The organism is Streptomyces sp. R818 (assembly GCF_056172735.1).
This window is the reverse complement of record NZ_JAOCNE010000008.1, coordinates 46,213-71,115: the sequence shown is the minus strand read 5'-3', so window position 1 is coordinate 71,115 and position 24,903 is coordinate 46,213. Positions and strand designations below refer to the sequence as shown.

Here is a 24,903-nt window from a genome sequence, read left to right as displayed (position 1 = left end):
GCCGTGGTTCATATCGGCGCCCAACGTTCACATACAAGAACGTTGGCCTCGTCCATACGAGAACGGATGGCCCCCACCATGCAGGCTCGTCCCACGCAGCACCGCCGCACGCGTCCCGCCCTGCTTGCCACGCTCGTCACCGCCGTCACCGCGCTGGTCGCCGGTGTCGTCACCGGCCCCGGCGCCGACCGCGCCGACGCCGCGCCCGCCACGTTCGCCCACCCCGGAGTCACCGTCTCCAAGGGGCAGCTCGACTTCGCCAAGGCCAAGGTCGACGCCGGGGCGCAGCCCTGGAAGAGCGCCTTCGACCAGATGATGGCGAGCAGGTACGCCGATCTGAACCGCACGCCCAAGCCGCGCGCCACCGTCGAGTGCGGCTCGTACTCCAACCCCAACTACGGCTGCACCGACGAGCGCGAGGACGCGATAGCCGCCTACACCGACGCGCTCGCCTGGTACTTCACGCGCGACGAGCGGTACGCGAAGAAGTCGATCGCGCTGATGGACGCCTGGTCCGGGTCGATCAAGGAGCACACCAACAGCAACGCGCCGCTGCAGACCGGCTGGGCGGGCTCCTCCTGGCCCAAGGCCGCGGAGATCATCAAGTACACGTACACGGGCGGCTGGGCCAACGAGGGCCGTTTCCGGACGATGCTGCGCGACGTCTACCTGCCCAAGGTGATCAACGGCTCCAACTCGAACGGGAACTGGGAGCTGTCGATGATGGAGGCCGCCGTCGGCATCTCCGTCTTCCTGGAGGACAAGGCGTCGTACGACAAGGCGATGGCGAAGTTCCGGACGCGGACCGCCGCCTACGTCTATCTGGAGTCGGACGGCGCGCTGCCCAAGACCGTGCCGAGCCAGAACCTCGATACCAAGGCGAAGATCGTCAACTATTGGCAAGGTCAGTCAACCTTCATGACCGGGTTGACGCAGGAGACCTGTCGCGACTTCACCCACACCGGATACGGCATCTCCGCCATCTCGCACATCGCCGAGACCAGCCGCATCCAAGGGCAGGACCTGTACGGCACCGACGTCGGGGAGCGGCTGCGGCAGGCGCTCGGCTTCCAGGCCAAGTACGAACTCGGCACGGCGGTGCCCGGCACCCTGTGCGGCGGCAGCGTCAACCGCGGCCTCGGCCCCGTCACCGAGGTCGGCTACAACGCCCTGCACACCCGCCTCGGCACGGCCATGACCAACACCCAGAAGCTGACCGAGCAGCAGCGGCCCGCGGGCTCCAACAATCTGTTCGTCGCCTGGGAGACCCTGACCCACGCCGAGAACCCGAGCTAGGCGGGACTTTCCGCGACCGGCTCCGGCCATTGCCCGGGCGGGCGCCACGTGACCATACTGGCGCCCGGCCGGGAACACATGTACGGGGGGCAAGGCGGATGACCGAGAGCACCGGGGCGGGGACCGCCGTCCTCGACCAGGACGGCCGCGGGCCGATGGTCGTCGTGCGGGACCTGCACCGCTCCTACGGGAGCGGCGCCGCCGCGGTGTACGCCCTGCGCGGCGTCTCCTTCGAGGTGCCGCGCGGCGAACTCGTCGCCCTCAAGGGCCGATCAGGGTCCGGCAAGACCACGCTGCTCAACCTCGTGGGCGGCCTCGACGAGCCCGACGGCGGGCACATCGAGGTCGACGGGCGCCGCCTCGCCGACCTCGGCGAGAACGGGCTCCTGGAGCTGCGCCGGGACCGGATCGGCTTCATCTTCCAGTCCTTCGGGCTCATCCCGATCCTCACCGCCGCCGAGAACGTCGGCGTCCCCATGCGGCTGCGCAAGGCGCCCGTGCGCGCGCGCGAGGAGCGCGTCGAGCTGCTGCTCGGTCTCGTCGGGCTCGCGGACCACGCCAGGCAGCGGCCCGGCGAACTCTCCGGCGGCCAGCAGCAGCGCGTCGCCATCGCCCGCGCCCTCGCCAACGAGCCGGCCCTGCTCATCGCCGACGAACCGACCGGGCAGCTCGACGCCGAGACCGGCCTCGCCGTCATGGAGCTGCTGCGCGCCGTCGTGCGCAGCGAGGGCGTCACCGCGCTCGTCGCCACCCACGACACGACCCTGCTCGGCCTCGCCGACCGCGTCCTGGAGCTGAGCGACGGCGAGATCGTCGAGCACTGAACCCGCCGCCGCGCGGCCCGCGCGGCATCAGAGTTGCGTCAAAGACACCCGCCCACCAGGCATCCTGTCCTCTTCGTGGGTCCCCCTGACCGTATGGTCGACGTCATGGGACGCGGCAAGCTCCGGATCTATCTCGGTTCCGCACCGGGCGTCGGCAAGACGTACGCGATGTTGGCCGAGGCGCACCGCCGTATCGAGCGCGGCACCGACTGCGTGGTGGCGTTCGTCGAGCACCACCGGCGGCCACGGACCGAGGTCATGCTGCACGGCCTCGAACAGGTGGCGCGCAAGGAGATCGAGTACCGCGGCGCGGCCTTCCAGGAGATGGACGTCGACGCGGTCCTCACCCGCGCCCCGGCCGTCGCCCTCGTCGACGAACTGGCGCACACCAATGTGCCGGGCTCCCGCAACGCCAAGCGCTGGCAGGACGTACGTGTACTGCTTGACGCGGGTATTGACGTCGTCTCCACCGTCAACATCCAGCACCTCGAATCACTGGGTGACGTGGTCGAGGCGATCACCGGCGTGCGCCAGCGCGAGACCGTCCCCGACGAGATAGTGCGCCGCGCCGACCAGATCGAACTGGTCGACATGTCGCCCCAGGCGCTGCGCCGCCGCATGGCCCACGGGAACATCTACAAACCCGACAAGGTCGACGCGGCCCTCTCCAACTACTTCCGCCCCGGCAACCTCACCGCCTTGCGCGAGCTCGCCCTCCTGTGGGTCGCCGACCGCGCGGACGAGTACCTCCAGCAGTACCGCGGCGAGCACGACATCCGCTCCACCTGGCAGGCCCGCGAACGCATCGTCGTCGGCCTGACCGGCGGTCCCGAGGGCCGTACGTTGATCAGGCGCGCGGCGCGGCTCGCGGAGAAGGGCGCGGGCGGCGAGGTCCTCGCCGTCTACATCGCCCGGAGCGACGGCCTGACCGCCGCCTCGCCCAAGGAGCTGGCCGTCCAGCGCACCCTGGTCGAGGACCTCGGCGGCACCTTCCACCACGTCATCGGCGACGACATCCCCGCGGCGCTCCTGGCGTTCGCCCGCGGCGTCAACGCCACCCAGATCGTCCTCGGCTCCTCGCGCCGCAAGGCGTGGCAGTACATCTTCGGGCCGGGCGTCGGGGCAACGGTCGCCCGCGAGTCCGGGCCCGACCTCGACGTCCACATCGTCACGCACGAGGAGGCGGCCAAGGGGCGCGGCCTGCCCGTCGCGCGCGGCGCCCGGCTCGGCCGCTCCCGCATCATCGGCGGCTGGCTCATCGGCGTCGGCGGCCCCGCGCTGCTCGCCCTCCTGCTCACCCACGTCGACTCCGACCTGGGCCTCGCCAACGACATGCTGCTGTTCCTGTCCCTCACGGTGGCGGCGGCACTGATCGGCGGGCTCCTGCCGGCCCTGGCCTCCGCGGCGTTCGGCTCGCTGCTGCTCAACTACTTCTTCACGCCGCCGCTGCACCTGTTCACGGTCGCCGACCCCAAGAACATCGTCGCCATCGTGATCTTCTTCAGCGTCGCCGTCTCGGTCGCCTCCGTCGTCGACCTGGCCGCCCGCCGCACCCACCAGGCCGCCAGGCTGCGCGCCGAGTCCGAGATCCTCTCCTTCCTCGCCGGCAGCGTGCTGCGCGGCGACACCAGCCTGGAGGCGCTGCTCGAACGCGTACGGGAGACGTTCGCCATGGAGTCCGTGGCCCTCCTGGAGCGGGAGAGCGACGACGCGCCGTGGACCTGCGCGGGCAGCGCCGGACCGCGCCCGGACGGCCGCCCCGAGGACGCCGACGTGGACGTGCCCGTGGGCGACCACATGGCGCTCGCCCTGTCAGGGCGCGTCCTGCCCGCCGAGGACCGCCGGGTGCTTGCCGCGTTCGCCGCGCAGGCCGCCGTCGTCGTGGACCGGCGCAGGCTCCAGTCCGAGGCCGAGCAGGCCCGCACCCTCGCCGAGGGCAACCGCATCCGCACTGCCCTGCTCGCCGCCGTCAGCCACGACCTGCGCACCCCGCTCGCCGGGATCAAGGCCGCCGTCTCCTCTCTGCGCTCCGAGGACGTCGACTGGTCGCCCGAGGACCAGGCGGAGCTGCTCGAGGGGATCGAGGCGGGCGCCGACCGCCTGGACCACCTCGTCGGCAACCTGCTCGACATGTCCCGCCTCCAGACCGGCACGGTCGCTCCGCTCCTGCGCGAGATCGACCTCGACGAGGTGGTGCCGATGGCGCTGGTCGGCGTACCGGACCCGGAGCGCAGTGTTGATCTGGACATCCCGGAGTCGCTGCCCATGGTCAATGTGGACAAGGGGCTGCTGGAGCGGGCCGTCGCCAACATCGTCGAGAACGCCGTCAAGTACAGTCCACCCGATCAACCCGTCCTCGTCTCCGCCAGCACCCTCGGCGAACGGCTCGAACTGCGCGTGGTCGACCGCGGCCCCGGCGTCCCGGACGAGGCCAAAGAGCGCATCTTCGCCCCGTTCCAGCGCTACGGGGACGCCCCGCGCGGCGCGGGCGTCGGGCTCGGGCTCGCCGTGGCGCGCGGCTTCGCCGAAGCCATGGGCGGCACGCTCGGCGCGGAGGACACTCCAGGGGGCGGCCTCACCATGGTGCTCACCTTGCGGGCCGCGGGCCGCGCATCCGAACCACAGGACGACACGTTGATCAGTACAAAAGCGCCGGTCACGTCGGCGGCACCGGCTGCCGACACCGAAGGACCGCAGAGAGGCAGGCACGCATGACCCGGGTGCTCGTGGTCGACGACGAACCGCAGATCGTGCGCGCCCTCGTCATCAACCTGAAAGCGCGCAAGTACGAGGTGGACGCCGCGTCCGACGGCGCGGGCGCGCTCCAGCTCGCCGCCGCCCGCCATCCCGACGTGGTCGTCCTCGACCTCGGACTGCCCGACATGGACGGCGTAGAGGTGATCAAGGGGCTGCGCGGCTGGACCCGCGTACCGATCCTGGTGCTCTCCGCACGCCACTCCTCCGACGAGAAGGTCGAGGCGCTCGACGCGGGCGCCGACGACTACGTCACGAAACCGTTCGGCATGGACGAGCTGCTCGCACGGCTGCGGGCCGCCGTGCGGCGCGCGGAGCCCACCGGGGGCCCCGAGGACGGCGGCATCGTCGAGACGGAGGACTTCACCGTCGACATGGCCGCGAAGAAGGTCCACCGGGGCGGCCGCGACGTACGGCTCACGCCCACCGAGTGGCACCTTCTCGAAGTGCTCGTGCGCAACACGGGACGCCTGGTCAGCCAGAAGCAGCTGCTCCAGGAGGTGTGGGGCCCGTCCTACGGCACGGAGACCAACTACCTGCGCGTGTACATGGCACAACTGCGCCGCAAGCTGGAGACCGACCCCTCGCACCCGCGCCACTTCATCACCGAGCCCGGGATGGGCTACCGGTTCGAGAAGTAGGTGACGCGGCGTGGAGGGGGCGCGAAAACCGGGTACACCAGCGAGTACGACCGTGTCAGCGGCCCCGGGTACGCTTCCTGTATGAGTGCTGTTCCTCGTTCCGACAGGGCGTCCGAGAAGCCGGCGGGCCGTTTCCGGCGCATGCTCGACCGACTGTCCACCTCCCAGGAGGATCTGGAGTCGGAGGAGCTGCGCGAGGACTCGGAGACCACGGGCTGCACGCGCATCGGTGACTGCCATGACCGTCAAGTCGTGTCGGTAACTGGTACGTTGCGCACGGTCACCCTGCGACCACGCGCCGGAGTTCCGGCCCTGGAAGCGGAGTTGTTCGACGGCTCGGCCGCGCTCGACGTGGTCTGGCTGGGACGACGCTCGATCGTGGGCATCGAACCCGGCCGCAAGCTGATCGCTTCGGGACGGATCTCGATGAGCCGGGGCCGTAGGGTGCTGTTCAACCCGAAGTACGAACTCAGACCGCTCGGACGGGAGTAGCCGGTGACGTCCCTCGACAAGCCGACCGACCGCGAAGAAGAAGCCGATCGAACTGCTGACGGCTCCACCGCCTCCAAGGCGGTGACCGAAGCCGCGCTCTTCGAGGCGTTCGGCGGCGTGCGGGGCATGGTGGAGACGGTCGTTCCCGGCCTCCTCTTCGTGACCATCTTCACGATCAACAAGGACCTGCACATGTCGGCCATCGCGGCCCTCGCGGTGTCCCTGGTCCTGGTCGTGGTCCGCCTGGTCATGAAGGACACCGTCAAGCACGCCTTCAGCGGCGTCTTCGGTGTGGCGTTCGGCGTCGTCTTCGCGATGATGACCGGCAACGCCAAGGACTTCTACCTGCCCGGCATGCTCTACACGCTGGGGCTCGCGCTCGCCTACATCATCACCACGCTGTGCGGGGTCCCTCTGATCGGGCTCATCCTCGGGCCGGTGTTCAAGGAGAACCTGTCCTGGCGTACGCGGAACCCTGGGCGCAAGAAGGCCTACGCGAAGGCCAGTTACGCGTGGGGGCTCATCCTGCTCGCCAAGTGCGCGGTGCTCTTCCCCCTGTACTGGTGGGGGGACACGACGCAGTTCGGCTGGGTGCTCATCGCGCTGAAGATTCCGCCGTTCCTGCTGGCGGTGTGGCTGACCTGGGTGTTCCTGGCGAAGGCGCCCGCGCCGATCGATGTGTTCGCCGAGATGGAAGCCGCCGAGAAGGCGGAGGCGGCCCGCGCGGAAGGTGGAGCCCCGCGGCATCGCCGTGAGGCCTGAGGCGGTCCAGCGGGTGCGCGTCGTGCGTGGTTGCTCGCGCCGTTCCCCGCGCCCCTGAAAAGCAAAAGGTTGGCCCGGCGAGCTTCCGCTCGCCGGGCCAACCTTTTGCTTTTCTTTACGCGTCCTCGCGGCGGACCGACAGCAGGTCCTCCAGTTGCTCCTCGCGGGCCTGGGCCGCTACGAAGAGCAGCTCGTCGCCCGCTTCCAGGGAGTCCTCCTGGCTGGGGGCCAGGACGCGGGTGCCGCGGATGATCGTGACCAGGGACGTGTCCTGGGGCCACTGGACGTCACCCACACGCGTGCCGGCCAGGGCCGACTCCGGCGGGAGCGTCAGTTCGACCAGGTTGGCGTCGCCGTGGCTGAAGCGGAGCAGGCGGACCAGGTCGCCGACGCTCACCGCCTCCTCGACCAGGGCCGACATCAGGCGCGGGGTGGAGACGGCGACGTCGACGCCCCACGACTCGTTGAACAGCCACTCGTTCTTCGGGTTGTTCACGCGGGCGACGACCCGCGGAACCCCGTACTCGGTCTTCGCGAGCAGGGAGACGACGAGGTTGACCTTGTCGTCGCCGGTGGCCGCGATGACCACGTTGCAGCGCTGGAGCGCCGCCTCGTCCAGGGACGTGATCTCGCAGGCGTCGGCGAGCAGCCACTCCGCCTGCGGGACGCGCTCGACCGAGATGGCCGTCGGCGCCTTGTCGACGAGGAGGACCTCGTGACCGTTCTCCAGGAGCTCGCCCGCGATCGAACGGCCGACCGCTCCGGCTCCGGCAATGGCGACCCTCATCAGTGACCGCCTTCCTCGGGGCCTTCGGCGAACGCCGCCTCGACCTTCTCGACCTCGTCCGTGCGCATCATCACGTGCACGAGGTCGCCCTCCTGCAGCACCGTCTGCGACGTGGGCAGGATCGCCTCGCCGAGCCGGGTGAGAAACGCCACGCGCACGCCCGTCTCCTCCTGGAGGCGGCTGATCTTGTGCCCGACCCAGGCGTCGGAGGCGTGCACCTCGGCGAGCTGCACACCGCCGGTCGGGTCGCGCCACAGCGGCTCCGCGCCGGACGGCAGCAGGCGGCGCAGCATCTGGTCGGCGGTCCAGCGGACCGTGGCGACCGTGGGGATGCCCAGGCGCTGGTAGACCTCGGCGCGGCGGGGGTCGTAGATCCGCGCCGCCACGTTCTCGATGCCGAACATCTCGCGGGCCACGCGGGCGGCGATGATGTTCGAGTTGTCACCGCTGGAGACGGCGGCGAAGGCGCCCGCCTCCTCGATGCCGGCCTCGCGCAGGGTGTCCTGGTCGAAGCCGACCCCGGTGACGCGGCGCCCGCCGAAGCCGGAGCCCAGACGGCGGAAGGCCGTCGGGTCCTGGTCGACCACGGCCACCGTGTGGCCCTGCTGTTCCAGGGTCTGGGCGAGCTGGGACCCCACTCGGCCACAGCCCATGATCACGATATGCACGGACCTACCCCGCACTCCTCATAGGCCTACTGACCTGCGTAAACACCCTGCTCATGACTCTCTCTCGCGGCTCGGTCCGACCGGTGCGGCTCGATCTCGGGCGTGGCGCCGGATTTATTCCCGGCCGCACGCTCGGGACCACCGTAGCGGCAATGGGCGGGAAGTCCTCCTTCGCGTCCAGGGCTAGATCGTCGGCGCCGCGCGGGCCGGTGGCGGGGCCGGTACGAGGGGGCACGGTGCCGATTCGGGGTGGTGGGTGGGCGGCCCCCCTTTCGAACGCTTACGATCCTCTGCGTGTCCAAACTGACCGACGTGCCCAAACGGATCTTGATCGGGCGCGCACTGCGCAGTGATCGGCTCGGAGAAACGCTCCTGCCGAAGCGCATCGCTCTCCCCGTCTTCGCTTCCGACCCGCTGTCCTCCGTGGCGTACGCGCCGGGCGAGGTCCTGCTGGTCCTCTCCATCGCGGGCGTGTCGGCCTATCACTTCAGCCCCTGGATCGCCGTCGCGGTCGTCGTGCTGATGTTCACGGTCGTCGCCTCGTACCGCCAGAACGTGCACGCCTACCCGAGCGGCGGCGGCGACTACGAGGTGGCCAACACCAACCTCGGCCCGAAAGCCGGGCTCACAGTCGCCAGCGCCCTGCTCGTCGACTACGTCCTCACCGTGGCCGTCTCCATCGCCTCCGGCATCGAGAACCTCGGCTCGGCGATCCCGTTCGTGGTGGAGCACAAGGTGCTGTGCGCCTGCGCCGTCATCGTGTTGCTGACGTTGATGAACCTGCGCGGCGTCAAGGAGTCCGGGAAGCTCTTCGCCATCCCGACGTACGTGTTTGTCGCCGGCGTCTTCATCATGATCGCCTGGGGCGCCTTCCGCGGCATCGTCCTCGACGACTCCATGCGGGCACCCACCGCCGACTACCACATCAAGGCCGAGCACCAGGGGCTCGCGGGCTTCGCGCTCGTCTTCCTGCTCCTGCGCGCCTTCTCGTCCGGCTGTGCGGCGCTCACCGGCGTCGAGGCGATCTCCAACGGCGTGCCCGCGTTCCGCAAGCCCAAGTCGAAGAACGCGGCGTCCACGCTGGCCCTCATGGGCGCGCTCGCGGTCACCATGTTCTGCGGCATCATCGGGCTCGCCATGGCGACCAACGTCCGGATGGCCGAGCACCCGGCGACCGATCTGATCCACAACGGCATCGCGGTCGGCTCCGACTACGTGCAGAACCCGGTCATCTCCCAGGTCGCCGAGGCCGTCTTCGGCAAGGGCAGCTTCCTCTTCATCGTCCTCGCGGCGGCCACGGCCCTCGTCCTCTTCCTTGCCGCCAACACGGCGTACAACGGCTTCCCGCTGCTCGGCTCGATCCTCGCGCAGGACCGCTACCTGCCGCGCCAGCTGCACACCCGCGGCGACCGCCTCGCGTTCTCCAACGGCATCGTGCTGCTCGCGGGCGCGGCCATGCTGCTCGTCGTCATCTACGGCGCGGACTCCACCCGGCTGATCCAGCTCTACATCGTCGGCGTGTTCGTCTCCTTCACGCTCAGCCAGACGGGCATGGTCCGGCACTGGAACCGCCACCTGCGCTCCGAACGCGACGCCGACAAGCGCCGCCACATGATCCGCTCCCGCGCGATCAACGCGTTCGGCGCCTTCTTCACCGGCCTCGTCCTCGTCGTCGTCCTGGTCACGAAGTTCACGCACGGCGCCTGGGTCGCGCTCCTCGGCATGTGCATCTTCTACGCGACGATGACCGCGATCCGTAAGCACTACGACCGGGTCGCCGAGGAGATCGCCGCGCCGGAGACGCCGTCCGACGACAGCGTCCGCCCGTCCCGCGTCCACTCCATCGTCCTCGTGTCGAAGATCCACCGGCCGACGCTGCGTGCGCTCGCCTACGCGAGGTTGATGCGTACGGACACTCTTGAGGCATTGAGCGTCAATGTTGATCCGGCCGAGACGAAGGCATTGAGGGACGAGTGGGAGCGTCGAGGTATTGATGTCCCGCTCAAGGTGCTCGATTCGCCCTACCGGGAGATCACCCGGCCGATCATCGAGTACGTGAAGAGCCTGCGCCGGGAGTCGCCGCGCGACGCCGTCAGCGTGATCATCCCCGAGTACGTGGTCGGCCACTGGTACGAGCACCTGCTGCACAACCAGAGCGCGCTCCGCCTCAAGGGGCGCCTGCTGTTCACCCCGGGGATCATGGTGACGTCCGTCCCCTACCAGCTGGAGTCCTCCGAAGCGGCCAAGAAGCGGGCGCGCAGGCGCTCCGAGTGGAACGCGCCGGGCGCCGTGCGCCGCGGGCCGGTGGAGAAGCGGCCGAAGGAGCCGAGCGGCAAGTAGCCCCGCGCGGATGCGCGGATCGGCCGTGGTGAGCGGCCGGGTGACAGCCACGTAGACTGGACGGCTGTTGTCCGGCCGCTTCCCTGTGGTCACGTTCCCCCTTACGTACTGGAGCCCCCGCCATGCAGGCAGAACCGAAGCAGTCCCTGGTGGGGGAGGAGTACGAGGTCGAGATCGGGCCCGTCGCGCACGGCGGGCACTGCATCGCGCGCACCGCCGAGGGCCAGGTCCTCTTCGTCCGGCACACGCTGCCCGGCGAGCGGGTGGTGGCCCGGGTGACGTCCGGCGACGAGGGCGACCGCTTCCTGCGCGCCGACGCCGTGACGGTGCTCAAGGCGTCCAAGGACCGCATCGAGGCGCCGTGCCCGTACGCGGGCCCCGGCCGGTGCGGCGGCTGCGACTGGCAGCACGCGAAGCCGGGCGCGCAGCGCCGCCTGAAGGGCGAGGTCGTCGCCGAGCAGCTGCAGCGGCTCGCGGGGCTCACCCCCGAGGAGGCCGGCTGGGACGGCACCGTGATGCCCGCCGAGGGCGACAAGGTTCCGGCGGGGCAGGTGCCCTCCTGGCGTACGCGCGTGCAATACGCGGTGACGGAGGACGGCCGCGCGGGGCTGCGCCGCCACCGTTCGCACGAGGTCGAGCCGATCGAGCACTGCATGATCGCGGCCGAGGGCGTCTCCGAGCTGGGCATCGAGCAGCGGGACTGGACGGGTATGGAATCCGTCGACGCCATCGCCGCCACCGGGTCCCAGGACCGCATGGTCATCCTGGAGCCGAAGCCGGGCGCCCGGCTGCCCCTCGTCGAGCTGGACAAGCCCGTCTCCGTGATGCGCGTCGGTGAGAAGGACGGCGGGGTGCACCGCGTGCACGGCCGCGCCTTCGTCCGTGAGCGCGCGGACGACCGTACGTACCGGGTCGGCAGCGGCGGCTTCTGGCAGGTCCACCCGCAGGCGGCGGACACGCTGATGCGTGCGGTGATGCAGGGCCTTCTGCCCCGCAAGGGCGACACGGCGCTGGACCTCTACTGCGGCGTCGGCCTCTTCGCGGGCGCCCTCGCGGACCGCGTCGGCGAGAAGGGCGCGGTGCTCGGCATCGAGTCCGGGAAGCGCGCCGTCGAGGACGCCCGCCACAACCTGGCCTCCTTCGACCGCGTCCGCATCGAACAGGGCAAGGTCGACGTGGCCCTGCCCCGCACCGGCATCACCGAGGCCGACCTCATCGTCCTCGACCCGCCGCGCGCGGGCGCCGGCAAGAAGACGGTCGCCCACCTCACGACGCTGGGCGCCCGCCGGATCGCGTACGTGGCCTGCGACCCGGCGGCGCTCGCTCGTGACATCGGGTACTTCCGGGAGGGCGGGTACAAGGTGCGGACGCTGCGGGTGTTCGATCTGTTCCCGATGACGCATCACGTGGAGTGCGTGGCGATTCTGGAGCCTGTTGCGAAGTAGTCGCTGTCGCGGCCGGCTGGCGTCATCTGGGCTGTCTGCTGCGGGCGTTCGTCGCGGCGAGGAGGGCGCTCAGTATTTCGGCCTGGGTGAGGACGCGGACACGGTCGGGGGTGGCGTTCCAGGTGCGGCCGCCGGTGAGTGGGCGGAGTTGGATGTACGGGCCCTCGTGGGCCGTGACGCGTCCGATGCGGTCGCGGGCTGTGTCGTGGACGACCTTGCCCGTGGTGAGGGCGGCGGGGGCATCGTCGTCGGCTGCGTCCGTCACCCGGTGATCCCCTTGGTGATCACGTCCGCGATCAGCAGGGCCACGGAGGCCGAGCACACGCCCAAGTGGACCAGTGCGTAACGGGGTTCGTCCTTCTGGTCGTCCGCCCAAGGGGTGCGGATGTCCATCGCCGGGAGCTGGATGCCCGCCCGCGAGAGCGCGGTGGCGAGGGCGTCGCGGGCCGCGATGGCCTCCTCGATCTTCGGTTCCGTGGTGGCGTTGCGAGGCGTGGCGGGCATGTGGGTCCTCGTCCGTGCGTTGAGTGTGCGGGTTTCTCTGACTGCGTGACCCGGCTGTCCTGCGTGGATTACGCTGCGTAGCCCGGCCGTTACGAGCATGCGTCCGGAGGCGAGTGACCGTGTTGTGGGCGGGGCGATGGTGCCCCTGCCCGTACAGGTGGTTCCACTCGTTCCACATCGTTCACGCGCACGCCCCGGAGGGAGCGGTATGTCGCAACGGCGCGTCATCACCGGCCGCAGTCAGGAGCCACGTCAGCGGTTCGCCGAGGAGCTGCGGCGGTTGCGGGCCGCGAGCGGGACGAGTCTGCGCGCCCTCGGTGAACGGCTGGGCTGGGACTACTCGCTCTTCGGCAAGATGGAGAAGGGCGAGACCATCGGCAGCCCTGAGGTCGTCCAAGCGCTGGACACGCACTACGGGACGCCGGGGCTTCTGCTGGCCCTCTGGGAGCTGGCCGCCGGGGACCATACGCAGTTCCGCGAACGGTACCGGCGCTACATGGCGCTTGAGGCGCAGGCGGGGAGCCTGTGGCACTTCGCGGTGAGTGTGCTGCCGGGGCTGTTGCAGACGCCGGGGTATGCGCGGGAGGTTCTTGCCGCGGGCGGGCTCAGGGGCAAGGAGCTTGAGCAGCAGGTTGAAGCTCGGATGGGGCGCCGCGAGTTGTTGGCCGGGGAGGATGCGCCCCCGTTCCGGACCATCCTGTCGGAGGCGGTCCTGCGGACGCCCTTGCGGGATGCGGGCGAGTGGCAGGGACAATTGGAGTACCTCGGGGAAGTCGCGGAGCGCCCCAACGTGACGGTCCATGTGCTTCTGCAGAGGGCAGGGTTGCACGGTCTCATGAGCGCCGACATGTGGTACCTGCTCCTGCCGGAGGGGCGAACTGTCGCCTACACCGAGAACGGATACCGGGGCGAACTCATCGAGGACGCGGGCCCGGTCGTGCGTTTGCAGAAGACGTACGATGCGGTGCGCGACATGGCGCTCACCCCGGCCGAGTCGCGCACATTCATTCTGCGGATGCTGGAGGAAGCACAGTGCGATCCATCGATCTGACCGCCGCCTCCTGGCGCAGGAGCAGCTACAGCAACCAGGACGGTGGGGCTTGCGTCGAGGTGTCCGACGACTTCGCCGCTGTTGTCCCGGTGCGGGACAGCAAGATTGCAAGCGGGCCGGTGCTCGTGTTCGCCGCCACTGACTGGGCCCGCTTCGTCTCGGCGCTCAGGAGCGGGCAGTTGGGCGGTTGATCGTTGATCGGCGCGCGGGCCCGCGTGTACGGTGCCGTCCAGGTTGCTGTCCTGAGCAACGGGTGGATCAGGTCGGGGGCATGATGACGTTCGATCAGGAGTGGGCAGGGCTGCGCGCGGCGGCGGCCGAGCGGAGTGCCATGCGGCTCAATGGCATTCCGGCCGAGGGCGGCGGAGGCGGTGGCGGGGGTGATCTCGTCGTTCACCGGGACGACCTCGGGGCCATCGGTGGCGACGCCTACGAGTTGCTGGGGCGGGTGCAGAAGGACGGGGACATCGCCCGTGCCTCCACCTTCGACGCGGCCACGGCGCTCACCAACGGGAATTTCGCCAGCGGGGCGGCCGTGCTCAAGGTGCACGATTTCTGGCAGACCCATCTGAAGACGCTGACGGAGTCCTGCGCGCAGATCTCGAACCACCTCGATTACAGCAAGGCCCAGCACGCCAAGGACGAGGCGAAGATCCAGGGCGATCTGACGCGCATATCCGTCCTCTCGGAATACATGAAGTAGGGCTCGGGGGAGCGCAACACCATGCTGAAGTACGAGGACATCATCGACGCCCCGGTGGGCAAGCTGAAGGCCGCCGCCGACGACTGGTCGGAAATGGCCGGGAAGCTGGAGAAACTCGCCACCGATGCCGGTGACGGAATGAAGGCCAAGGCGGACAAGGCGGCCTGGGAAGGCGTCAACGCCGGGGTCAGCAAGGCGTTCATCGGCAAGACGGTCAAGGAGTTCGCGGACGCCGCCGCCGAGGCCAAGGGCGTGAAACTGATCCTGGAGGACGGTCACGCGGCCATCAAGAAGGCCAAGGACGACCTGGTCAACATCCGGGACCATGAAGGGCCCGACGCCGGGATCCACGTGGACGGCAAGGGCAAGGTCACCGCGCGGCACCCGCTGTCCGAGCAGCCCGGGGCGCGGCACGACCCCGACTACAGCGACCTCCTTCAGCAGGAGCGGAAGAACATCGAGTCGTGGCAGAAGCGGATCGATCAGATCGTCGACGACTGCAACGACACCGATGTCGCCCTCAAGAACAGCCTTGAGGCCAACGTCACCGACCGCAAGGACTTCAGCGCCCCGACGTACACCAAGCTCGACCAGGAGGAGGCGGCCCGCGCCGCCGCTCTCGCGTCCAAGGGCCGGGACATCACCCACGCCGAACTCCAGCAGCTCAATGAGCTGTTGGCGGACAACAGCAAGTCGCCGGAGTTCTCCAAGGGGTTCTACGAGAAGCTCGGTCCCGAGAAGTCCCTCGCCTTCTTCGGCCAGCTCTCCACGGACACGTACGAATACGGCAAGGTCGACGCCGAGCGCCTCAAGGACGTCCAGGAGCTGCAGAGGAACCTCGGCCTCAACCTGGCCACCGCCTCCCACGACAAGGAATTCAGCGACAAGTGGGGGCCCGAACTTCGCAAACTGGGTACGGAGCGCATTCCGCTCGCCAAGAACGACTACGGCGGGCCCTTCGGATATCAGCTGCTCGGCGGAATCATGCGGTACGGGAACTACGACGCGAAGTTCCTCAATCCGATCGCGGAGCATGTGGCACAGCTGCACGCGAAGGACCCGTACATGTTCGCCGACAACAAGGTGGTGAACAGTCCGTTCAAGAACCCGTTCAACCCCTCCGGTGTGAACGGGGCCGGTTACGACCCGGCCACCGCCATGCTCGAAGCGCTCGGCAACAGCCCGGAAGCGGCGAAGAAGTTCTTCACCGACCCGCCGACCGCGTACAACGAGGACGGCACGGTCGACCAGGGGGCCACGGCCAACCTCGGGAAGGACAAGGACGGCAAGGCCTTCGACAACTACCTCGACTTCTTCAGCAATGAGAAGTGGGAGTCCTTCGGCGACGTCAATTCGCTCGACGAGAAGGAGCTGAAGGCGTCGCTCGATCAGATGCCCGACGCCCTCGGCCATGCCCTGGAGGCCGCGACCCTCGGCTACCCGGCCGGGCACCCGGACGCCCATGTGGTGCGGGACGACGACAACGCCGCGGTCATGCAGAAGGTCATCGAGAAGTACGGGGCCGACCCGGGGCTGCTCAAGGAGCACCACGAGGCGATGGCCGACAGCCTGGGCACCATGGGCGCCGGCTACATCGACGACATCAACTGGGCGCTGGACAAGAACGACCCGAAGAGCGTGTTCGCGCCGAAGGACGGGGAGGGGCACCTCGACTTCTCGGACACCGCGGCCGGGGACGGACGGAGCGCCGTCCGCGGCTTCCTCAGCACCATGGGTCAGCACCCGGACGCCTACGCGACGCTCTCGACCGCGGAGCAGGTCTACACCCGCAGCGCCCTTGAGGGGACCATCGGCGCCGACGGACAGCCGAACGAGGGTGCCGCCCGGGCGACCATGCGCGTGGGCGCCGAGGTGCAGGGGATGCTCGACCAGTCCCGGGCCGACCAGGTGGAGGCCACGAACCTCAAAACCCACGAGGACTACGAGAAGGCGGTCGCCAAGCGGGCGGGCTGGGTCGAGTTCGGCGCCACGGCGGGCATCGCGGCGGGCGTCGCCTTCCTGCCCGCCACCGCGGCCGTCGGCACGGCGGCGGTGCTCATCCCGCTGGCGACCGACACCGCCAGCGGCGCCGCCGAGCAGCTCATCGGCCAGATGGTCGGCGACGGCGCCGACAACTCCGTCGACGAGCACAAGGAGAAGGTGGAGGAGCTCACCAGGGAGGAGAAGACCAAGATCTACTCCTCCGGTGAGGGCATGGCCGAGGCCCCCATGGAGGCCTACCTTCTGAACAACGGCATCGACCCCAACAGCGAGTTCGGACAGGACCTGAAGGAATCGATGCTGCTCGGCTACGCGACCGGCAACGACCGGGAGAACCAACAGGGTAACGACCCGGAGACCGGCTGAGGACAGGTGAGGATGCGGACCGTGATCAGTCGTGGGTCGGTGCGCGGGGGGCTGCTCTCCGTGGCCGTGGCCGGATCGTTGTTGCTCGGGGTCACGGGGTGTGGAGGGGACAGCGCCGAGGGCGACGCCCCGAAGGACGACAAGGCCGTCGCGGGCACACAGCTCTGCGGTGGTCACGCCATGTCCGCCGACGCGTCCCGGGCGCTGAAGACGATCACCGGGTCGTCGCGGTTCGAGGCGTCGGGCGAGGAGTACACCGTCCGGACCGCCGCGACGGACCTCGCCAACGCGTACCTGGATCCCGATGTGTACCGCGGGGACGCCTGCCGCGTGTACACGGCCACCGGCACGCCGGACTTCGAGCTGAGGATCACCTGGCGTTGGTTCGAGGAAGCCCCGACGGGCGACCCCGACCCGGAGTTCACCGTGCTGAAGATGGGGGAGCGGGCGCTCGCGAAGCCGGATCAGGCGTACGTCTACCTCGGGTGCAAGAGCGAGAAACTGGCCGGCACGTCCGAAGCGGCCCACATCATGATCGGCGTGGAGCGCGGCGGTAAGCCCGAGGACCCCGACGGTGACGTCAAAGCCCTGAAGAACGCCTACGCCACCGTCGCCCATTCCTTCTCCCTCGCCATGGCCAAGGAGTTGGGCTGCGCGGAGAACGGTGGGCTGCCCGCGCGGCCCGTGCTGAAACCCGCGTAACCCTCACCCTCCGTCACTCACTCCAATGCACCGCGTCGCCGGGCCCCCGGCCCCCGCCTGGCAGACGCTGGGCGAGCGACACGCCGTCGCGGTGTACCGGAGGAGATCAGCATGATCACGGAACGGATACCGAGCTGGGGGCATGACTGGGAGCACGCCGTCGTCACCGGCGGTGGGGGCTTCGTGGGGTCGCACCTGTGCACCGCGTTGCTGGCCGCGGGGACGGCGGTGACCTGCGTCGACGACTTCAGCACGGGGCGGCCGGAGAACGTCGCGGCGTTGGTCGGGCAGCCCGGGTTCACGCTCGTGCGGCAGAACGTCGCGGAGGGGATCACCGTCCAGCGGGACCCCGATCTGGTGCTGCACTTCGCCTCGCCCGCGTCCCCCGCCGACTATCTGCGGCTGCCGCTGCACACCCTGGAGACCGGCAGCCTGGGGACGCGCAACGCGCTGCGGCTCGCGCATCGCAGTGGCGCCCGGTTCGTCCTCGCCTCGACCTCCGAGGTCTACGGCGACCCCGAGCAGAACCCGCAGGACGAGCGGTACTGGGGGCACGTGAACCCCGTCGGGCCCCGGAGCGTCTACGACGAGGCGAAGCGGTTCGGTGAGGCGTTCACCACCGCGCACGCCGAGTCCGAGGGCACCGACACCGGCATCGTGCGGCTGTTCAACACGTACGGGCCCCGGATGCGCGGCCACGACGGTCGTGCCGTGCCCACCTTCATCCGGCAGGCGCTCGCGGGGGAGCCGCTCACCGTCACGGGTGACGGGCGGCAGACCCGTTCGCTGTGCTACGTCGACGACACCGTGGCCGGCATCCTCGCCGCAGCCGCCCACGGGATGCGCGGGCCCGTCAACCTGGGCAACCCCTCCGAGCTGACCATGCTCGAACTGGCGCGCCTCATCATCGACTTGACCGGGTCGTCGTCCGACATCCGGTTCATCGACCGGCCCACCGACGACCCCGCCGTCCGCTGCCCGGACATCACCCTGGCCGTCGGCAAGCTCGGCTGGCAGCCGGAGATCGGCGCCGAAGAGGGGCTGCGGCGCACCATCGACTGGTTCCGCGCCACGGAGAGCGGCTCCACCCGCTGACCTCTGCCGCAGCGGCGATGACGCCCCTGACCCCGCGCGTCGTCCTTCCCGTGAGGCTCCACCCGCCTCCCCGACGACGTGTCCCGTACGTACTGCCAGCCACTGCCAAGTGCTGCCAAGTACCGCCGAGAGACTACGGACACAGCCCATGCGCATCCTCGGAATCAACGCACTGTTCCACGACCCCGCCGCCGCCCTCGTCATCGACGGGCACACCGTCGCCGCCGCGGAGGAGGAGCGGTTCTCGCGGCGCAAGCACGGCAAGCGGCCGCTGCCGTTCTCCGCCTGGGAACTGCCCGAGAAGGCCGCCGCCTGGTGTCTGAGCCGGGCCGGACTGCGGCCCGGGGACCTGGACGCTGTCGCCTACTCCTATGATCCGCAACTGGCGCTGCCTGCCGAGGCGTTGGGGCTCGACGATCCCTGGGACCATCTCCGGCAGACGTACGCGCGTGAGGCGCCGAACTTCCTCAAGGCGGCGCTGCCCGGACTCGACCCCGGCATCGTCCGCTTCGTACCGCACCACATGGCGCACGCCGCCTCCAGCGCCTTCGCCGCGCCCGACGCCGAGGACTCCTCCGTGCTCGTGCTCGACGGCCGGGGCGAGCGCGCCTCGCACCTCGCCGCGCGCCGCGTCCGCGACAAGCTGGAGCCGCTGTACGCGCAGGACCTCCCGCACTCCCTCGGCCTCGTCTACGAGGAGCTGACCGAGCACCTCGGATTCCTGCGCTCCTCCGACGAGTTCAAGGTGATGGCGCTCGCCTCCCACGGCCGCCCGCGGATGCTGGACGAGCTGCGCCGCCACGTGTACCCGACGGGCGACGGCGGGTTCCGGGCCAGCGCGGTGCCGTGGCACGAGCTGTGCCCGCCGCGCGGTGCCGACGAGCCCTGGACACAGGACCATGCCGATGTGGCCGCGAGCGCGCAGGCCGTTCTTGAGGAGACGCTGCTCGACCTCGCGCGGTGGCTGCACGGCAAGACCCACCACAGCGTGCTCACCCTTGCCGGGGGCGTCGCGCTGAACTGCGTCGCCAACTCGCGGATCGCCCGCGAGGGTCCGTTCTCCCGGGTGTGGGTGCAGCCCGCCGCCGGTGACGCGGGCACCGCCCTCGGCGGCGCGCTGCTCCTGACGGCGGGACAGGGGGTCAAGACGGAGCCCATGACCGGCGCCGACCTGGGCCGCGACTGGTCCGACGCCGAACTCGGCGCCTGGCTGAAGACCGCCGCCGTCTCCTTCGAGCGGCCGCCGGACATCGCCGAGACCGTCGCCCAGGCCCTCGCGGACAACCGCATCGTCGCCTGGTTCCAGGGCCGCTCCGAGTACGGGCCCCGGGCGCTCGGGCACCGCTCGCTCATGGCCCACCCCGGCCACGCGGGCAACCTGGAACGGCTCAACGACGTGAAGGGGCGCGAGCAGTTCAGGCCCGTCGCCCCGATGGTGCTCGCCGAGCGTGCCGCCGACATCTTCGACGGGCCGCTGCCGAGCCCGTACATGCTCTTCGTGCACGACGTGGCCGAGGCCTGGCGGGAGCGGATCCCGGCCGTCGTCCATGTCGACGGCACCGCGCGGATCCAGACCGTCGACCGGGAGTACGAGCCGCTCGTCGCGCGCATGCTGGAGCGGTTCGAGCGGCTCACCGGGCTGCCCGTCGTCGTCAACACCAGCCTCAACACGGCCGGCCGGCCCATGGTCGACGACCCGCGTGACGCGCTGGAGTGCTTCGGCTCCTCGCCGGTCGACCTGCTCGCCATCGGGCCGTACGCGATCCGGCGCCAGGACCTCTTCGAGGGCGCCGGGGCGGAGGTGCTGTGATGGCCGGGTACGACGCCGATGACGGCCTGAGCACGTACGCGGTCGTGATCCCCACGCTCGGGCGGCCCAGTCTCGAAGTCACCCTGCGCGCGCTCGCCGAGGCCGCCGGGCCGAAGCCGGGGCGGCTCGTCCTCGTCGACGACCGGCGGCACCCGCAGGCCGCGACGCCGCTGCCGGTCGAGGTGCCGGAGCCATTGCGGTCCCGGACCACCGTGGTCGGCGGGGGCGGGCGCGGGCCCGCCGCCGCGCGCAACACCGGATGGCGGGCGGCCGGGGACGTGCCCTGGATCGTCTTCCTCGACGACGACGTGGTGCCGGGGCCCACCTGGTGCGACGACCTCGCGCTCGACCTCGCCGCGGCGACCGCCGGCGAAGGCGCCGTCACCGCCCGCATCGACGTGCCGCTCCCCGCCGACCGGCGCCCCACCGACTGGGAGCGCAACACGGCCGGGCTCGCCACCGCCCGCTGGATCACCGCCGACATGGCGTACCGACGGGCGGCCCTCGCGGACGTCGGAGGGTTCGACGAACGGTTCCGGCGCGCGTTCCGCGAGGACGCCGATCTCGCGCTGCGGGTGATCGGCGCGGGCTGGACCGTTGCCGAGGGGACCCGCTCGACCACGCATCCGGTGCGGCCCGCGAGCCGGTGGATCTCCGTGCGGCTCCAGGCGGGCAACGCGGACGACGTGCTCATGACGCGGCTGCACGGCCGCGACTGGTGGGGCCGCGCCGAGGCGCCGCGCGGCCGGCTGCCCCGCCACGCGGGGCTCACGGCGGCGGCCACCGGAGCCCTGCTGTGCGCGGCGGCCCGCAAGCCGCTCGCCGCCGCGGCCTGTGCCGCGCTGTGGCTCGCCGGCACCGCCGAGTTCGCCGTGGCCCGGATCGCGCCGGGGCCCCGGGACCGCCGCGAGGTGACGGCCATGGCCGTGACCAGCGTGCTCATCCCGCCCGCGGCCACCTGGCACTGGCTACGGGGGCAGCTGCTGCACCGCGATGTGACGCCCATGGACCGGTACGGGCCCGCACCCGGGTCCGAGGCCGCGCCGTCCGCGCTGCCCGTGCCCGGCGAGGAACGGGTGCGACCGTGACCATCCAGCCGATCAGCCCCGGACCCTGGCTGTTCGACGGCCCGGCCGCCGTCCGGCCCACCGTGCCAGCCGTGCCCGGCGCGCCCTCCGCGTCCGGCTCTCCCTCCCCGTCCGGCTCTCCCTCCGCCGTCCTCTTCGACCGGGACGGGACGCTCGTCGAGGACGTCCCCTACAACGGGGACCCGGCGCGCGTAAGTCTCATGCCGACCGCGCGCGACGCCGTCGAGGCGGTCCGGGCGGCCGGCGTCCCCGTCGGCGTCGTCAGCAACCAATCGGGTGTCGCACGCCGGTTGCTGACGCGTAGTCAGGTGAGCGCGGTGCGGCGGCGCGTGGACGAACTGCTCGGCCCGTTCGCCGTCTGGGCCGTGTGCCCGCACGGACCGGACGACGGCTGCGCCTGCCGCAAACCGCGCCCCGGCCTGGTGCTCGCCGCGTGCGAACGGCTCGGCGTCCCCGCCGGACGCGCCGTCGTCATCGGCGACATCGGCGCGGACGTGGCGGCGGCCCGCGCGGCGGGCGCCACCGGCGTCCTGGTCCCCACGGCTGTCACCCGCGCCGAGGAGATCGACGCGGCCGACACGGTCGCCCCGGACCTGCTGAGCGCGGTGCGGCTCGCCCTGGCGGGCCTCCGGGCCCCGGCCGAGGGGGCGGGGCGGCGATGACGAAGCCCCGTACTCTCGTCGTCCGGCTCGACAGCGCCGGTGACGTGCTGCTCGCCGGGCCCGCCGTGCGGGCCGTCGCCGCCGGGTCCTCGTACACCGCGCTGCTCTGCGGGCCGCAAGGGGCCGACGCGGGGCGGCTGCTGCCCGGGGTCGACGACGTGATCGTGCACGACGCGCCCTGGGTCGGGCTCGCACCGGCGCCCGTGTCGCGGACATCGACACGCGAGGTCGTCGACGCCGTCGCGGCGGGGCGGTTCGACCGGGCGCTCGTCCTGGTCTCCTTCCACCAGAGCCCGTTGCCGATCGCCCTCCTCCTGAAGCTCGCCGGGGTCGGATGGACCGGCGCCGACTGCGTCGACTACCCCGGCGCCCTCCTCGACCTGCGCCACCACCGCCGGGCCCACCGCCACGAGGCGACAGCCGCGCTCGACCTCGCCCGCGCCGCCGGATTCGCGCTCCCCGACGGGGACGACGGCGCGCTGCGGGTGACACCGCCCCCCGACACCACCGCGCTCACCGGACCGGAGCCGTACGTCGTCCTGCACCCCGGCGCCGCCGTCCCCGCGCGCGCCTGGAGCCCCGGACGGGCCGCCCGCGCCGCCGCCGCGCTCGCCGAGCAGGGGCACCGGGTCGTGGTCACCGGCGGGCCCGGGGAACGGGAGCTGACCGCGCGGGTCGCCGGGCGCCACGCCCTCGACCTCGGCGGCGCCACCGACCTGCTCCACCTGGCGGGCGTCCTCGCCGGGGCGCGGGTCGCCGTGGTCGGCAACACCGGGCCCGGCCATCTCGCCGCCGCCGTCGGCACACCCGTCGCGTGCCTCTTCGCGCCGGTGGTGCCCGCCGAGCGCTGGGGCCCGTACGGCGTCCCGCACGTCCTGCTCGGCGACCAGCGCGCACCGTGCGCGGACAGCCGGGCGCGGCACTGCCCCCTGCCGGGCCACCCCTGCCTCGACGGGGTCGGCGACGCGGAAGTCCTGAAGGCCGTGGCGGCGCTCGCCGACGGCGTCCCCTCCCGGACAACGGAACGAGGAGCGACCGTATGAACATCCTGTTGTGGCACGTGCACGGGTCCTGGACGACCGCGTTCGTCCAAGGGCCGCACACCTACCTCGTCCCCGTCACACCGGGCCGCGACCCGGACGGGCTCGGACGCGCCGAGACGTTCTCCTGGCCGGCCTCGGTGCGCGAGGTCACGCCCGAGGAGCTGCGGGACGCGGAGGTGGACCTGGTCCTTCTCCAGCGGCCCCACGAACTGGAGCTGGCCGAGCGCTGGCTCGGCGGGCGCCGCCCCGGGCGCGACCTCCCCGCCGTGTACCTGGAGCACAACGCGCCCGACGGCGACGTGCCGGACACCCGGCACCCGTGCGCCGACCGCGCCGACCTCACCCTCGTCCACGTCACCCACTTCAACCGGCTGTTCTGGGAGTGCGGCTCCACCCGTACGGAGGTGATCGAGCACGGCATCGTCGACCCCGGGCACCTGTACACCGGGCGGATCGCCCGCGCCGCGGTCGTCGTCAACGAGCCCGTGCGGCGCGGCCGTCACACCGGTACGGATCTGCTGCCCGCGCTGAGCGAGGCGGCGCCGCTCGACGTCTTCGGCATGCGGACGGAGGGGCTCGCCGCGCACCTGGGACTGACCGAGGAGCGGTGCCGCACCGCCGACCTGCCGCAGAGCGAGCTGCACGCGGCCCTCGCCGAACGCCGCCTCTACCTGCACCCGGTGCGCTGGACCTCGCTCGGGCTCTCGCTCCTCGAAGCGATGCACCTGGGCATGCCGGTCGTGGCGCTCGCCACCACGGAGGCGGTGGAGGCGATTCCGGCCGGTACGGGCACGCTGTCGACCCGCCCCGAGGCCCTCGCCCGCGCCGCCCGCCGCTACCTGGCGGAGCCGGAGGCGGCGGCCGAGGACGGGGCGCGGGCGCGGCAGGCCGCGCTGGAGCGGTACGGACTCAAGCGCTTCCTCGCCGACTGGGAGCGCGTGCTGACGGAGGCGTGCTCATGACCCCGTTCCCCGGCCCCTTCCCCTTCGACGGATCCACGTTCGGTACGGCGCCCGTCGCGTCCGGGGCGCTGTCCATCACGCTCGTCTCGGAGCACGCGAGTCCGCTCGCCGCGCTCGGGGGTGTCGACGCCGGTGGCCAGAACGTGCACGTCGCCGCCCTCGCGGGCGCGCTCGCCGACCGCGGGCACCGGGTCACCGTCTACACCCGCCGGGACGCCCGCGACCTCCCCGAGGAGACGTCGCTGCGCGCCGGGGTGCGGGTCCACCACGTGCCCGCCGGGCCGCCCGAGCAGATACCCAAGGACGAACTCCTGCCCCACATGGACGAGTTCGGCCGCTACCTGACCAGGGTCTGGCGCGACCGGCCGCCCGACGTCGTCCACTCGCACTTCTGGATGTCCGGGCTCGCCTCGCTGCGGGCGACCCGGCGGCTCGGGCTCCCGCTGCTGCACACGTACCACGCGCTCGGCACGGTCAAGCGGCGCCACCAGCGGCTCGCCGACCCCAGCCCGCCCCAGCGGGTCGCCCTGGAGACGGAGGTCGGGCTCGGCTGCGAACGCATCATCGCCACCTGCCGCGACGAGGTCGCCGAGCTGGGCCGCATGGGCATCCCGGCGAGCAAGGTCGGCGTCGTGCCCTGCGGGGTCGACACCGAACTGTTCACGCCGCGCGGGCCGGTCGCCGCGCGCGGTGCGCACCACCACCAGCTGCTCCAGCTGGGGCGGCTCGTGCCGCGCAAGGGCGCGGCGGTGTCCGTCGCCGCGCTCGCCCGGCTGCCCGAGACGGAGCTGGTGGTCGTCGGCGGGCCCCCCGTCGAGCTGCTCGGCCACGACCCGGAGGTCCGCCGCCTCCGCGCCCTCGCCCGCCGTACGGGCGTCGCCGACCGGGTCCGCTTCACGGGCGGCGT

24 protein-coding genes are annotated in these 24,903 nt (G+C 71.3%); 20 read left to right on the top strand and 4 right to left on the bottom strand.

Features of this window, described 5'->3' with window-relative positions; genetic code table 11:
- Positions 1-78 precede the first annotated feature (78 nt).
- The 6 genes from N5I75_RS22605 (at position 79) to N5I75_RS22580 (ending at position 6,769) form a co-directional block, all read left to right on the top strand.
- Positions 79-1,296 carry an alginate lyase family protein gene (locus tag N5I75_RS22605; protein ID WP_476679945.1) on the top strand — a complete coding sequence of 406 codons (1,218 nt, stop codon included), beginning with the start codon at positions 79-81 and terminating at the stop codon, positions 1,294-1,296.
- 98 nt (positions 1,297-1,394) lie between these two features.
- Positions 1,395-2,120, top strand: a complete 726-nt coding sequence (locus N5I75_RS22600) for an ABC transporter ATP-binding protein (protein ID WP_476679943.1) — start codon at positions 1,395-1,397, stop codon at positions 2,118-2,120.
- 105 nt (positions 2,121-2,225) lie between these two features.
- Complete coding sequence (locus N5I75_RS22595; RefSeq protein ID WP_476679941.1) at positions 2,226-4,835, top strand: DUF4118 domain-containing protein; 2,610 nt, start codon at positions 2,226-2,228, stop codon at positions 4,833-4,835.
- Positions 4,832-5,515, top strand: a complete 684-nt coding sequence (locus N5I75_RS22590) for a response regulator (protein ID WP_476679939.1) — start codon at positions 4,832-4,834, stop codon at positions 5,513-5,515. The genes N5I75_RS22595 and N5I75_RS22590 overlap by 4 nt, the downstream gene beginning before the upstream one ends.
- Before the next feature lie 81 nt (positions 5,516-5,596).
- The gene (locus N5I75_RS22585) at positions 5,597-6,007 is read left to right on the top strand and encodes an OB-fold nucleic acid binding domain-containing protein (RefSeq protein ID WP_361076334.1); all 411 of its coding nucleotides are present in this window, start codon (positions 5,597-5,599) and stop codon (positions 6,005-6,007) included.
- Between the two features lie 3 nt (positions 6,008-6,010).
- Positions 6,011-6,769: a DUF3159 domain-containing protein gene (locus N5I75_RS22580; protein ID WP_476679937.1), complete on the top strand. Its 759-nt coding sequence runs from the start codon at positions 6,011-6,013 to the stop codon at positions 6,767-6,769.
- A 115-nt stretch (positions 6,770-6,884) separates the two neighbouring features.
- Here N5I75_RS22580 and N5I75_RS22575 read toward each other — a convergent pair whose 3' ends face one another.
- Together N5I75_RS22575 and N5I75_RS22570 are read right to left on the bottom strand one after the other, a co-directional pair.
- Complete coding sequence (locus N5I75_RS22575) at positions 6,885-7,556, bottom strand: potassium channel family protein (RefSeq protein WP_164558793.1); 672 nt, start codon at positions 7,554-7,556, stop codon at positions 6,885-6,887.
- Complete coding sequence (locus tag N5I75_RS22570; protein ID WP_361076340.1) at positions 7,556-8,224, bottom strand: potassium channel family protein; 669 nt, start codon at positions 8,222-8,224, stop codon at positions 7,556-7,558. Before N5I75_RS22570 ends, N5I75_RS22575 begins: the two co-directional genes overlap by 1 nt.
- A 294-nt stretch (positions 8,225-8,518) precedes the next feature.
- Between N5I75_RS22570 and N5I75_RS22565 the strand changes: the two genes are divergently transcribed.
- Both N5I75_RS22565 and N5I75_RS22560 read left to right on the top strand, forming a co-directional pair.
- Positions 8,519-10,564: an APC family permease gene (locus N5I75_RS22565; RefSeq protein WP_476679934.1), complete on the top strand. Its 2,046-nt coding sequence runs from the start codon at positions 8,519-8,521 to the stop codon at positions 10,562-10,564.
- Positions 10,565-10,686: 122 nt separating this feature from the next.
- A complete protein-coding gene (locus N5I75_RS22560) occupies positions 10,687-12,009 on the top strand; it encodes a class I SAM-dependent RNA methyltransferase (RefSeq protein WP_476679932.1) in 1,323 nt (440 codons plus the stop codon).
- A gap of 22 nt (positions 12,010-12,031) precedes the next feature.
- Here the strand turns inward: N5I75_RS22560 and N5I75_RS22555 are convergent, their stop codons facing one another.
- Positions 12,032-12,274 carry a hypothetical protein gene (locus tag N5I75_RS22555; RefSeq protein WP_476679930.1) on the bottom strand — a complete coding sequence of 81 codons (243 nt, stop codon included), beginning with the start codon at positions 12,272-12,274 and terminating at the stop codon, positions 12,032-12,034.
- Positions 12,271-12,513 carry a hypothetical protein gene (locus N5I75_RS22550; protein ID WP_476679928.1) on the bottom strand — a complete coding sequence of 81 codons (243 nt, stop codon included), beginning with the start codon at positions 12,511-12,513 and terminating at the stop codon, positions 12,271-12,273. The genes N5I75_RS22555 and N5I75_RS22550 overlap by 4 nt, the downstream gene beginning before the upstream one ends.
- Positions 12,514-12,721: 208 nt before the next feature.
- Between N5I75_RS22550 and N5I75_RS22545 the strand changes: the two genes are divergently transcribed.
- The 12 genes from N5I75_RS22545 to N5I75_RS22490 form a co-directional block, all read left to right on the top strand.
- Positions 12,722-13,564, top strand: a complete 843-nt coding sequence (locus N5I75_RS22545; RefSeq protein WP_476679926.1) for a helix-turn-helix domain-containing protein — start codon at positions 12,722-12,724, stop codon at positions 13,562-13,564.
- Positions 13,546-13,755 carry a DUF397 domain-containing protein gene (locus N5I75_RS22540; protein WP_476679924.1) on the top strand — a complete coding sequence of 70 codons (210 nt, stop codon included), beginning with the start codon at positions 13,546-13,548 and terminating at the stop codon, positions 13,753-13,755. The genes N5I75_RS22545 and N5I75_RS22540 overlap by 19 nt, the downstream gene beginning before the upstream one ends.
- Before the next feature lie 83 nt (positions 13,756-13,838).
- Complete coding sequence (locus tag N5I75_RS22535; protein ID WP_476680122.1) at positions 13,839-14,267, top strand: hypothetical protein; 429 nt, start codon at positions 13,839-13,841, stop codon at positions 14,265-14,267.
- A gap of 21 nt (positions 14,268-14,288) precedes the next feature.
- On the top strand, positions 14,289-16,634 hold the full coding sequence (locus N5I75_RS22530) for a hypothetical protein (RefSeq protein ID WP_476679922.1): 2,346 nt from the start codon (positions 14,289-14,291) through the stop codon (positions 16,632-16,634).
- Between the two features lie 12 nt (positions 16,635-16,646).
- Positions 16,647-17,336, top strand: a complete 690-nt coding sequence (locus tag N5I75_RS22525; RefSeq protein ID WP_476679920.1) for a hypothetical protein — start codon at positions 16,647-16,649, stop codon at positions 17,334-17,336.
- A gap of 111 nt (positions 17,337-17,447) precedes the next feature.
- Positions 17,448-18,431, top strand: coding sequence for an NAD-dependent epimerase/dehydratase family protein (locus N5I75_RS22520; protein WP_476679918.1), 984 nt, complete (start codon positions 17,448-17,450; stop codon positions 18,429-18,431).
- A 148-nt stretch (positions 18,432-18,579) separates the two neighbouring features.
- Positions 18,580-20,241 (top strand): carbamoyltransferase family protein, encoded by a 1,662-nt coding sequence (locus N5I75_RS22515; protein ID WP_476679916.1) that lies wholly within the window; start codon positions 18,580-18,582, stop codon positions 20,239-20,241.
- Positions 20,241-21,329: a glycosyltransferase family 2 protein gene (locus N5I75_RS22510; protein ID WP_476679914.1), complete on the top strand. Its 1,089-nt coding sequence runs from the start codon at positions 20,241-20,243 to the stop codon at positions 21,327-21,329. Before N5I75_RS22515 ends, N5I75_RS22510 begins: the two co-directional genes overlap by 1 nt.
- A complete protein-coding gene (locus N5I75_RS22505) occupies positions 21,326-21,991 on the top strand; it encodes a D-glycero-alpha-D-manno-heptose-1,7-bisphosphate 7-phosphatase (RefSeq protein ID WP_476679912.1) in 666 nt (221 codons plus the stop codon). The genes N5I75_RS22510 and N5I75_RS22505 overlap by 4 nt, the downstream gene beginning before the upstream one ends.
- Positions 21,988-23,034, top strand: a complete 1,047-nt coding sequence (locus tag N5I75_RS22500; RefSeq protein WP_476679911.1) for a glycosyltransferase family 9 protein — start codon at positions 21,988-21,990, stop codon at positions 23,032-23,034. Before N5I75_RS22505 ends, N5I75_RS22500 begins: the two co-directional genes overlap by 4 nt.
- Positions 23,031-23,996, top strand: a complete 966-nt coding sequence (locus N5I75_RS22495; protein ID WP_476679909.1) for a glycosyltransferase — start codon at positions 23,031-23,033, stop codon at positions 23,994-23,996. Before N5I75_RS22500 ends, N5I75_RS22495 begins: the two co-directional genes overlap by 4 nt.
- Positions 23,993-24,903 (top strand): glycosyltransferase (locus N5I75_RS22490; protein ID WP_476679907.1); only part of this gene is annotated, 911 nt, incomplete at its 3' end. The genes N5I75_RS22495 and N5I75_RS22490, both read left to right, overlap by 4 nt.